The following is a 12,241-nucleotide window of genomic DNA, read 5'->3' as shown; positions in this document are numbered from 1 at the left end:
CCGATGAAGTCAATGACGTTTTTTAAGACCATTCTGCTTTCCGTGAGTTTACCGTTGTGCATTTTTGCAGGACGACAACCCAATATCATTTTCATCATGGCCGATGATGTTTCGGCGAAGGAATATTCGGTTTATGGCGGGAAGGGAATTGATACGCCGAACATGGATCGAATGGCGCGCGAAGGTGTGGCGTTTAAGACCGCATGGGCGGTTCCGCAGTGCGCGCCGACCCGGGCTGTGCTGCATACAGGTCAATATGCCTGCCATACCCAGTGGTATGGCAACGAGGTTCACGGGCCGGATTTTTCAGAACGGCAAAATATACTTGGAAAAGTAATGAAGCATCGTGGCTACACAACCGCCTGGTTTGAAAAATTTCATTTCCGGGATTATCAGCCCGACCCGAAATCATTTGGGTTTGATGAGTATGCAATTGATCTTATATGGGACGGGCACGATGGGCCGCCTCAGGATCGGCCGGGGCATATGTATCAGATTCAGTGGTTTTGGCATCCGGGGATTATTCACAACGGAACCGGAATCCCGACGAGTGAAAATGATTTCGGGCCGGACATTCACGCCGGTTTAATTGTCGATTTTATTCAACGCCATAAGGATGAACCGTTTTTCGTGTATTGGCCGACCTTTCTTCCGCATAAGGATTTTAATGATCAAACCTGGGCCTACACCTCGGTGCCGAAATTGGACGAAAACGGAAACAAAACCGGAGGGCGTGTGCCCGGCAGTCTGAAGTCAACGCTCGAATATCTGGATCATCTTTTGGGCCGGATTCTGACAGCCGTTGAAGAGGCAGGACTTTCTGAAGATACCATTGTGATCTTTACCGGCGACAACGGAACCTCTCCATACGGCAAATGCAAATTTGAAGACGAGCGCGGGCCGCGCGTGCCATTTGTTGTCTGGGGGCCGGGTCGAGTTCAGCCGCGTCCGCCATCGGATGTGCTGGTTGATTTTACCGACATCGTCCCCACGCTGGCGGAACTGGGAGGTAAAGCCATTCCGGCAAAAGCGGGATTGGACGGGCACAGTTTTGCGCCGTATCTGCTGGGAAAACCATTTAAGGAACGGGAGACCATTTTTTGCCAGTTTTACGATGGTCAATGGGTTCGTGATAAACGGTTCCTCCGCGATGCCCGGGGCAATTACTATGATTGCGGAAACAACCGTAACGAAAGTCTGAATGAATATCGGAAAATGACGATGAAGTCCGACCCGGAACTTCTTTCTGAAGTGCGGAAGCGTTTTCAAAAGGTTCTGGACCGCTATCCGGTTCCGGATATCGAAGGAACGGGCCAGAAGGGGCAGTGGAACCGTTATTTCAGTCACACCAAGCCGGCTGTGCTTGAAGAAAACAGGATAAACGATGAATCAGAATAAACAGCATGAGACTCCGGCCGAAGAGCGGGTCTCATTGAAAAACAAAATAGGGTTCGGTACTGGGGCCGTGGCCGAATGTATTATGGGCAACTCCATCGGACAGATGGCCAACTATGTGCTTAATATCGGGCTTGGAGTGCGACCGGAATTGGTCGGCATGCTGCTGTCGCTTCCACGCATCTGGGATGCGTTCACCGATCCGGTAGTCGGGTCCTGGTCGGACAACTTCCGGTCCCGCTGGGGTCGTCGCCGTCCGTTTGTTTTTGCCGGAGCATTGCTTTCTGCTCTGATCTTTGCCGCCATGTGGTTTTTGCCGCGCGGTTGGAGTGAAATGCAGTACTTCTGGTATTTCCTCGTCATGTCGTTGCTCTACTACACGGCCTATACGATTTGGGTTGTTCCGTGGACGGCCATGGGCTGTGAACTGACCGGAGACTATAACGAGCGCACCCGCGTGATGGCGTACCGCACATTTTTCATGTCGGTTGGCGGATTTGTGCCGGCGTGGCTGTTTGCTCTGACGGAGCTGCCGTTCTTCGCAGATAATGTAGAGGGCGCGCGCTATGTCGGCTGCGGAACCGCGCTGGTGATGCTCCTTTTCGGGCTGGTTCCGGTCTTCTTTGCAAAAGAGCGCTACGACGTGAAGATCCAGAGTCAGGCCCGGATGAAGCTGGCCGGCGGCCTGAAGGCTACACTGACCAACCGTCCGTTTGTGCTGCTGAACGTGATTGTGCTGACGGTCTGCGCAGGGCTGTTCATGATCAACGGCCTCGATCCATACGTGAACATTTACTATGTCTGGGGCGGAGAACGGGCCTCAGCCGCCGTCTGGGTCGGATGGTCGTCTTTGGCCTATCAGGTGAGCGGGATCCTGTTTGTGGCTCCGGTTAGCATCCTGGCCCGCCACAAGGGTAAACGGTTTGCGCTTTCATTCTTTCTGGTAATTTCTCTGATTGCCGCGCTGCTGAAATGGGTCTGCTACAACCCGGCGCATCCATGGCTGATTATTATCCCGTCATTTCTGATGTCGTCAGGTCTCTGTGCGCTTTGGACGCTTTCCAACTCGATGATCGCCGATATTTGTGATGTCGGCGAATTGGAAACCGGTCGCCGTATGGAGGGTGCTTTTAATGCCGTTGGCGGCTGGATTCGCAAGATGGGACTTTCACTTGCGCTTCTGATTTCCGGTTACGTTATTTCCTCAACCGGCTTTAATGCGGCGCTGGGTGCTGATCAAAGCGAGAGCACACTACAGTGGATGCGCATTCTCGCCGTTTCGATTCCGGCGGCGATGATTCTTATATCGCTGATTCTGCTGCGCTTTTATTCGCTGACAGAGTCCGCAGTGCATGAAGTGAAGGTGAAACTTGCTGCCCGTAAAACAGACGAAGGATTGTGATGAGAAAAGACTTTGGGGTATAAAATACAGAATGTAATATGTGTTTTCCTCTTTTTTGCGGAGGGACTTACATGTGGAGCTGAGAATAACGATCGTGCACGAAGTGAAGGTGAAACTTGCTGCCCGTAAAACAGACGAAGGATTGTGATATGAAAAGATTTTGGAGTATAAAAATACAGAACGTAATATGTGTTTTCCTCTTTTTTGCGGAGGGACTTGCATGTGGAGCTGAGAATAACGATCCGACTGTTGCTGAGGAATTCCGCAAAAGAGACGGCCTGCCGAATTTTTTTCAAAAAATAAATCAGGGGAGTCCTGTTCGGATTGCTTATTTGGGCGGGAGCATTACGGCGGCTTCCGGTTGGCGGCCTAAAACCATGGAGTGGTTCAGACAGCAATATCCACAGGTTGAGTTTGTCGAAATCAATGTGGCGGTTTCGGGGACGGGATCCGATTTCTCCGCCTGTCGACTGGAGGAAGATGTGCTCTCGCAGAATCCCGACCTGGTTTTTCTGGAGTGTCGGGTAAACGGCGGCGGCGGATTTGAGCGGGAGTCATCTGAAGGGGTTGTGCGACAGATCTGGCGAAGCAACCCTCAGATCGACATTTGTTTTGTTTATACGATTAATTTGCCGAGGTTAAAAACGGTACAGGACGGCAGGCTCACCGGGTTTGGAGAAATTCTGGAGAGGGTTGCCAACCAGTATGGAATTCCAAGCATTGATCTTGGGGTCGAGATTGCGAAACTCGAACAAGCCGGGAAACTGGTTTTTAAGGGTGAAGAGCCTGGGGCCGGGAAAATATTGTTCACGAAAGACGGTGCGCATCCACTCGATGAAGGACACAATCTTTACTGTAAGGTTGTTGCCCGATCCATGCTTAAAATGCAGGAGGATGCTGACGGAATGGTCCACGCAGTCGGTAAGCCATTGTATGAAAACTGCTGGGAGACTGCTGAATTGCTCCCGATTCATCAGGCGCAGCTCAGTTCCGGCTGGACGGACGTGAATATTATGTCCGATTCGGTTTACAGAGATGATTTTGGGCGTACTAAGTCCATGTTGCGCGATGCGGTAAAGTGTGAGCGGCCCGGCGAAACCATTACGGTGCATTGGAACGGAACGACGGTTGGGTTCAGTGATATTCCATACGGTGATGTTGCAGAAGTTGAGGCGGTGATCGACGGAAAGCAGATTGTTAACATGGAACGCCGTCAGACGCAAAAAATGTATCAGTTTTCCCGATTCTGGTATCTGCCGCCGCAGCCGCCCGGCGAGCATACGGTTTGTTTGACGGTCAAACATCTTCCGGAAGGACAGTCTTTCTATGCCGGCCAGATTCTGATTGTCGGCACAGCGGTAAAATAGAAAAGAGTGTGAAATAATGAAGCCGATTGTTTTTTTTGGGTTTCTGTTGTTTTTTCTGAGCCGCACATGGAGTGAAAGCGTTCCGCAGTATCAGAAGTTTCTGCAAAAAGCGGAAAGTGGGGAGCCTGTTACGGTTGTTTATCTGGGCGGGTCCATTACACGCGGCGCAACGGCGTGGCCGCTTTCCGGAACGGATGCTCAAGGAAAGCCGTTTGATTTTACGTCCTATGATCGGGAAAAGGACAGTTGGCGAACGCTGACCTTTGAGTGGCTGCGCCATCGGTATGAACAAACGCCGGGACAGTTTCGCCAGGTGAATGCCGCAATCGGCGGAACGCCGAGCCTGCTGGGCGCGTATCGGCTGGAGCAGGATGTGCTATCGAAGAATCCTGATCTTGTCTTTGTCGAGTTCGCGGTCAACGATGCATACGCATCCTTCAAAACCCGGGACAATCCGGACGGTTCCGATTCAATCCTCCGAACCTGCAGTTCCATTGTAACCCGCCTGAGGAACCAGAACCCGGATATCGCGGTGTTTATGCCGCTGAGTACGCACCGTGTGTGGGCTGATTCTGAACATGCCGGATGGTCTGAGGCATTGGATTGCGGACACGATCAGACCCGGCTGGCTGCAGAGTATTTGCACGTTCCATATGTAAGCATTAAAAGAGCGTTTGAAAAAATGCGGCCCGAAGGGGCGGATCCGTTTTACGGAGGAACCGATACGAGCGGTAATTATGTTCATCCTGCCCCGGAGGGACATCGCGCTTATGCTGAAACCGTGGAAGCAGCGTTGACAGATATTTTTGAGAGCGGCCTCTTCTCTTTTGAGAAAAAGAAAGACGTTATGAAGCCGTATCCGGTTTCCCCGCAGCTCGTTTTACCGGAAACGCTGCAGAAGTTTTCCAAAGGTTGGAAAACCGAAATGCTGACCGATGTTGAAAGTCCGATCTTGGAAGGTCACGCCTGTCTGGTTCCTGTTGCGGACGATGCCATGCTGGAATACACCTTCGATGGAACCTCAGTCGGGCTGTGGTTTGACAGTCAGAGTAAAGGAACCTGTAAAGTTTTTCTGGATGGCAAAGTGCTCGGAACCTATGTCTCAAAAGTCAAGGAGCCGGGTCAATTCCGGGGACGCTTCTGTTCGCTGGCGAAAGATCTGGAGCTGTCTGAATATACATTGCGGCTTCTTCCATCTGCCGGCTCCCGTATTCTGTTGAGAGCGTTGACGATTGACCGTGATGAAACCTGATTCTCAGAAGAAAGTTGTGTTTATACAGGAACAATTGCAATGGGATTGATTGGCGGATCCTTTCTTTTTGCCGGGAGCTCCGTGTCTGCGACAGGAGGACAGGGGACATCGGCCTGTGCGGTAGTGGCGCATCGCGGATTTTCCTATGTGGCTCCCGAAAATACGCTGGCTTCAGTTCGCGCGGCTATTCAGGTCGGGGCGGATGGATGTGAATTCGATGTATATCGCTGTAAAAGCGGCGAGCTTGTTTTGTTTCACGATAAAAAGCTGGGGCGCACAGCAAGCGGTTTTGGAAAAATTGTTGAAACAAATTTTGATGTTTTGCAGGAACTGGATGCGGGAGGCTGGAAAAGTCCGGCTTACAGCGGTGAACGGATTCCTGAACTGCGGGATGCGCTGCAACTTCTGAAAGACAGCGGTTGTCGTGCGGTTATTGAAATAAAAACCGACGGCATTACTGATCAGGTCCTGAAGGCTGTTCAGGCTGAAGACATGTCGGATCAGGTGGCAATTATTGCGTTCAGCGAAAATGTAATTCGCGACGTCCGCAGTCAGGCGCCGAATTTGTCATGCGCCTGGTTGTACAGCAATACGAAGCTGAAAGGGACCGCTGAGCAAAAGGCGGAGTTTATTGCCGCGAAAGCGCATGCCTGTAATGCCACTGTAGTGAACCTGAATCAGCAAATGCTCGATGAAGCTTTGATTGCTGCACTGCATGAGCGAGGGTTTTCAGTGTGGACATGGACGGTGGATGATCCAGGCCGGATGCGGCAGCTGCGTGTTTGGGGAGTGGATGTGCTGACCACCAATCGCCCTGATTTAGCACTGTCTGTTCGTGCCGAGAGTGAATGATTCGATCGTCATGAGGGCTGTCCGCGATTGGTTTCAGGTTTTGCATTGAGTTTTATTTATGGCCGAATATCTGCAGCGTAACCCATGTGTACGCTGTTTTGTGAGTTCGGAATTATTTTAACGAGCCTGTTTTTATTTGAGTCGCCCTCATATTAATAGAGAATAAAGTTGAACTAAATTTATCTCTATATATCATTATTTGTTGTGTAGAAAAACAGAGTTGGAGTTTTATGAAACGCATTCATTTTTTTTGGACGGTTGTCGTTTTTGTCGCAGTTTTCTCATTTAATGTCCGGGCAGAGAAACGTCCTAATATTATTTTTCTTCTGACGGACGATCAGCGGTGGGACACGCTGGGTTGTAATGGCAATGATGTCATTCAGACTCCGCACGTTGATTCGCTGGCTAGCGGTGGAGTGAATTTCCGCAATACGTTTGCGACGACACCGATCTGCGTGATTTCGCGGGCGTCTATTTTGACCGGCCAGTATATGCGTAGTCACGGAATTCGCGACTTCAACAAACCGTTTACTCCGGAGCAGATGTCGATGACTTACCCTTCGATCCTTCGCCGGCATGGATACTTTACCGGTTTTACCGGAAAGTGGGGCGTTGGAGCGGAACAGTTCAACTATGATCTCTATAAGGATGAATTTGATTTCTGGCGCGGCCAGCCGGATCAGGATCTTTACTGGAAAGACGGTAAAGATGGAACGCATCAGAATGTCCGCATGAGTGATGATGCCGATGATTTTATGGCGTTGGCAAAAAAATCCGGAAAGCCGTTCTGTCTGTCTATCAGTTTCAAGGCGCCCCACGGGCCGTGGCATGAATATGAGCCGGAAATTTTTGCAACGATTGACCAGAGTAAAATGCCGATTCCTGAAACGTTTACCAAAGAAGCCTGGGATCTTCAGCCTGATTTTATCAAAACCAGTATCGGCGCAAATGAAGCCTCTCCGGCACGCGATTTCCGGTTCAATAAGAAAACCAACGAGCATCATCAGCATCTGATTGCACAGTATTATGCTTTGATTGAGGGAGTGGATGCTTCTGTGGGGCGGATTTTGGACTCTCTTAAAAAATATGGGCTTGATGACAATACGGTGTTGATTTACACGGCGGACAACGGATATCTGATTCACGACAAAGGATTGATCGGCAAGTGGCTGTTGTATGAACAGAGTCTGCGGCTTCCTATGGTGATTTATGATCCTCGGCTGCCCGCTGAGGCCCGTGGAAAGGTCCGGACGGAAGACGTGCTGAATGTTGACGTGGCTCCGACCATTTTGTCCCTGGCCGGAGTGAATATCCCCCGGCAGATGGACGGTCGAGACCTTACGCCGCTGCTCAGGGGAGAGCACCCGGAGTGGCCCCAGGAAAACTTTTTTGAGCACACCTATTCGGAGTCCGGTCGCCGGACGATTCCAAAGTCTGTCGGTGTGCGGTCGGACGAATGGAAGTATATCCGTTACATCAGCGAAAATCCGCCGTATGAGCAGTTGTTCAATCTAAAAAAAGATCCTCAGGAGCTGAATAATCTGGCGAATTCTCCGGAGTGGAAAACCGTCCTGGAATCTCTGCGGAAGCAGTGTGATTCCTTCCGTCGTTCGATCAAAGACAACTATCCCGATTATGAGGAATATCAGCAGGAATATATCGTGAAACGAACCGGTGCGATCAAGGCGAACAACCCGGTGCAGTTCAATAACGTTCAGTCACTTGGGCAGACTTTCCCTGCGGAAACCGGTTTTCTGACCTGCTGCGAGCTGATGATGCCGACTTGGGGGAAAGGTGAAGGCCCCTGCGATGTGACGGCGGAACTGCTGCAGAATGATCAGGTGCTTGGTGAGGTTACGATCAAAAAAGAGGACATTGAAAACACCCGCGTCCAGCGGCTGATGTTTGAAACCCGGGTCAAAAAAGGAAAAGAGATCTACCTGCGTTTGACTCCGGCCGGGGCAGTTCCGGCGCAGCATATGGCTTGGTGGGCATACGACAAACCGCTTTATTCCGAAGGAACTGCCTTTGTCAATGATCAGCCGCAGAGCTACAGCCATGAACTTAGGATGGTTTTCAAAAAATAGGTTTGTCGCACGAACATATTTTTCAACTACCTGTTTTTTCTGCTCTCACCCCTTGTTTTTAGGGTTCGATAAATTGTTTGCGAATATTATATTAAAATATTTATCCGAAAATATGTTTTGTGTTGACTGATGGAGGGTTATTTGGATAATAACATATGTGCTGATTGAACGCTTTTGTTTGAGGTTTCATTTGGCAAAACATAAATAAACGGAGGCTGGTATGAAGAAGTGGGTGATTCACATTTTTAGCGTGCTGTTGCTGGGTGCGGTGACCGTTCAGGCCGGGAATAATGTTTATAAAGGCACAGCTGGTGACAATGACTTCAACAATGATTCCAACTGGTGGAATTCACTGGATCCGACAGACAGTGCCTTCTTGCGCGGTGACAATTTGGATGCCAATCCATCCTGGGCGTTTCCGAATCTCAGTGCGACCGCCACGGTCTCTAGGGTTGTGTTTCAGGCAAGTGTTTCAACCAAAAGCTACACGATTTCCGGTGAAAAGCTGACCATTGATGGAAACGGCGATGCCCAAACTCTTCTGATTGATTCACAGGCTGCAAATACTAATGTGCAGACCTTTGCAAACAGTGTTGAGCTTGTTTCGATCAACAGTGCCAATAATTACCATATTAAGACAACCGGAGCGGGAGCTCTGGTTTTCAATGGAACTCTGTCGCAGGGAAGCTCCTCCGCCGGACTTGGGATCGGGTTGTATGCCGGTGATATCGAAATTAATGGGAGTGTGAATAGCTCAGGCAAACTCTTGAAACTTCACGATGAGGCCGGCGACGGAATTGTAAAGTTTACCGGAAGTGGAGCGTGGACGGGCGGTGGTGTAGTTCAGATTTCTTCCGGTGCTAAGTTGCTGCTGGATCGTGACACGACCGACAGTTCCGGTTTTGTTCCCAGTTCGGTGCAGCTGGGCGGGGGGATTCTAACGTTGGGCAATGACGAGCAGATTGGAAATTCTGCTCAGGTTTACTTCTCGGTCACTAACGGTGGATTGTTTGAACTCGATGGACATACCGAGAGCATTGGCCAACTGCTGTTTGATCGGGATACAATCTACGGTGTTCTCAATATGGGCGATGGCGGTGTCCTGCGTGTGAAAAACCAGAGTTCTACGGCAACCTGGGGATCATTGATTGTGACCAACTGGGTTGACGGCTCTAATCATATTTATGTCGATGGCGGTTCCTTCAGTGAAACCCAGCTGGCGGCCATTACGTTTGACGGTTATGCCGCCGGGGCGCAGGTTGCGGGCGGTGAGCTTTATCCGGCTTCTCTTTCCGTGGTTTCGGTAGAAAACAATGTGTATACCGGTCTGGCCGGCGATAACGACCTGAATAACGACTCCAACTGGTGGAATTCGCTCGGAAGCAATGATGCCGCCTTTTTCCGTGGTGACAATATTGCGTCCAACCCGGCATGGGCAACGCCGTTTTTCAGTTCTTCGACAACGCTGACTGCTGTGAAGTTTACGGATGAGTCGGGCGGAGGGGCTGCGTATACTTTTTCCGGATCAGATCTGACGATTGACGGGTCGGTTGTGACCGACGGTCAGACCGTCCTGATCGATATGCTGAATTCATCTCATACCCAGACGTTTTCAAATAATGTGGAACTGGTTTCCTTTAACAACGCCCTTAACTCTCACGTTAAAACCTCCGGCGAAGGATCGCTGGTTTTTGCGGGGGGCCTCTCTCAGGGTGATGCATCTCAGGGTATCGGTATCCGGCTGTACGCCGGAGACCTTGAAATCAGCGGGGATGTGGATGGATCTTCCAAGCTTTGGAAACTCTCTGACGACAGCGGTGACGGCATCATGAAATTGACTGGCAGCGGAGCATGGACCGGCGGTGGTACTGTTCAGGTGGCTTCCGGTGCCGAACTGCTGCTGGCGCGTGATACGACGGACAGTACCGGTTTTGCTCCCGGTTCTGTGCAGATGGGCGGCGGGATTCTGACGCTGGGCAATGACGAGCAGATCACAGATTCTGCCAGAGTTTACTATACCGTTGAGGACGGTGGAGTGTTTGACCTTAACGGATTTGAAGAAAGCGTTGATGAGCTGCTGTTTGACCGGGATACCATCTATGGTGTTCTCGAGATGGGCGATGGCGGTGTCCTGCGTTTGGTCGGCCAAAGCTCCACGGCGACCTGGGGATCACTGGTTGTCACCGGCTGGGAAAGCGGTTTGGATCACATTTATGTTGATGGCGGATCATTCAGCACCGCCCAGCTCGCGGCAATCACGTTCGATGGCTACTCTGCCGGGGCCAAAGTGGAAAGCGGAGAACTGCTACCTGCGGGCAATATACTGGGCTTTTCAGGTTGGATTGATAATTACAGCCTGACCGGTGGAGATGAAGCCGCGGATGCCGACCCGGACGGCGACGGCGTCGTCAACCTGTATGAATACGGTTTTGGCGGGGACCCGACCAACGACGCTGTAACCGGCACACTGCCGACGTTTGAGATCAGTGGCAGCACTGTGGAAATTGTTCATGTGGAACGTACGGGTGCGATCAGCGGAATCAGCTACAGTGTTCAGCAGACTCCGGAACTGGTTTCTCCGGCATGGACAACTGCTGGGGTTTCTCTGATCGGCGAGTCCGCGGATGTGGACGGCTTCAAGACGGTTACCAATCAGGTTTCTGCCGATGCAGCAGTCAAATTCCTGAAGGTGTTTGTCGCAGAGGATTAACGGTTTGTTCCACAAACGCCCGGCCAGTTATGATGGCCGGGCGTTTTTAGTATGGATAATTTATGACGTTAAAATCTGTGCTTCCGGTGCTGTTCGCGGTCATCTGTCTGTCCGCTCGTGCAGATTTTCTGTCGCTCAATGTAACGGATTACGGTGCTACTCCGGTCGGCGGTGATGATGATGCGGCGGCCTTTCAGGCCGCTTTTGATGATCTCTATGCGGCCGGCGGCGGGAAACTGTTTATTCCTGCCGGAAGCTATTGCTTTAATTCCCGGGTTGAAATCACAGGGAACAATACCTCCGGTGCCCGTAAAATCACCGTGCAGGGCGAGGAGGGCGTGCGACTTTTTGGCAACAACAGTAACGGGGTATTTCGATTCACCTATAATACCCGTCACCAGCAGGTGAACATTTCGGATCTTTCCATCATCGCTCTGATTGATGATGCCGGCACGGCGATTGAAATCACTTCGCCGCCCGGCGGCGCTCAGGACAAGCGGGTGGTGACCATCGAAAACGTATCGGTTCGCGGTCAGATCGAGGACTCGCAGTATTTCAACCGCGGCCTGGTGGTCACCGGCCTCTATCGTCCTTTGATCAAAAACTGTTCAATTTCCCGGTCGACGGTTCCGGATATGAGCAATACCTCATCCAACTTCCTGCCGGAGGTCGGTATAGACGTCAGCGACTGTTATGCTCCGGTTATTCAGGGTTGCACGGTAAAGGGCGCGTATACCGCATACCGTTATTCAACAACAGACGGGTCCTCTCCGGAGGACGGGGCGGTGATGGAAAGCGTCGCCGACTATTGCCGGATCGGGATTATGTTTCATCAGAATAATGACGGGGTGGAGCCGACGTTCTGGGTAACGGACTGCGACATCCAAGCTCGCGATATCGGCGTGTGGGTGAAAGGGCGCCGCATCTGTCATATCACCGATAACCACTTGCGGCAGCTGTCGATATCGCATCCTGTTTATGACGTTCAGTTCGATCGTGTTCACCTGGGCTTTGTGCTGCGAAATGTGTTCCATGGGGCTCTGACTTCCGCCCGAAAAAATGTGGTGATCGATGAGATGGGCTCAACCATCATCATTAAAGAGAACACTCTTTCGGGGCCCTCTGCAGAAGCATTGCAGATTAATGCGGCGGCAGAAAATATTCTGACTCAATAAC

8 protein-coding genes are annotated in these 12,241 nt (G+C 51.1%); all 8 read left to right on the top strand.

The window, feature by feature from the left end; all coding sequences use genetic code 11:
* Positions 1-3: 3 nt before the first annotated feature.
* Positions 4-1,398 (top strand): sulfatase-like hydrolase/transferase, encoded by a 1,395-nt coding sequence (locus GT409_RS15460; RefSeq protein WP_160629950.1) that lies wholly within the window; start codon positions 4-6, stop codon positions 1,396-1,398.
* Positions 1,385-2,797, top strand: coding sequence for an MFS transporter (locus GT409_RS15455; protein ID WP_160629949.1), 1,413 nt, complete (start codon positions 1,385-1,387; stop codon positions 2,795-2,797). The genes GT409_RS15460 and GT409_RS15455 overlap by 14 nt, the downstream gene beginning before the upstream one ends.
* A 149-nt stretch (positions 2,798-2,946) precedes the next feature.
* Positions 2,947-4,164 (top strand): SGNH/GDSL hydrolase family protein, encoded by a 1,218-nt coding sequence (locus GT409_RS15450; protein ID WP_332882230.1) that lies wholly within the window; start codon positions 2,947-2,949, stop codon positions 4,162-4,164.
* A 16-nt stretch (positions 4,165-4,180) separates the two neighbouring features.
* Positions 4,181-5,416 (top strand): SGNH/GDSL hydrolase family protein, encoded by a 1,236-nt coding sequence (locus GT409_RS15445; protein WP_160629947.1) that lies wholly within the window; start codon positions 4,181-4,183, stop codon positions 5,414-5,416.
* A gap of 81 nt (positions 5,417-5,497) precedes the next feature.
* Positions 5,498-6,268 carry a glycerophosphodiester phosphodiesterase gene (locus tag GT409_RS15440; RefSeq protein ID WP_160629946.1) on the top strand — a complete coding sequence of 257 codons (771 nt, stop codon included), beginning with the start codon at positions 5,498-5,500 and terminating at the stop codon, positions 6,266-6,268.
* Between the two features lie 230 nt (positions 6,269-6,498).
* The gene (locus GT409_RS15435; protein ID WP_160629945.1) at positions 6,499-8,355 is read left to right on the top strand and encodes a sulfatase family protein; all 1,857 of its coding nucleotides are present in this window, start codon (positions 6,499-6,501) and stop codon (positions 8,353-8,355) included.
* Between the two features lie 220 nt (positions 8,356-8,575).
* Complete coding sequence (locus GT409_RS15430; protein WP_160629944.1) at positions 8,576-11,065, top strand: hypothetical protein; 2,490 nt, start codon at positions 8,576-8,578, stop codon at positions 11,063-11,065.
* Positions 11,066-11,127: 62 nt separating this feature from the next.
* Positions 11,128-12,240 (top strand): glycosyl hydrolase family 28-related protein, encoded by a 1,113-nt coding sequence (locus GT409_RS15425; RefSeq protein ID WP_160629943.1) that lies wholly within the window; start codon positions 11,128-11,130, stop codon positions 12,238-12,240.
* Position 12,241 lies beyond the last annotated feature (1 nt).

The organism is Tichowtungia aerotolerans (genome assembly GCF_009905215.1).
In the GTDB taxonomy this organism is placed as follows: Bacteria; Verrucomicrobiota; Kiritimatiellia; order Kiritimatiellales; family Tichowtungiaceae; genus Tichowtungia; species Tichowtungia aerotolerans.
This window is presented reverse-complemented; position numbering and strand designations above follow the sequence as displayed.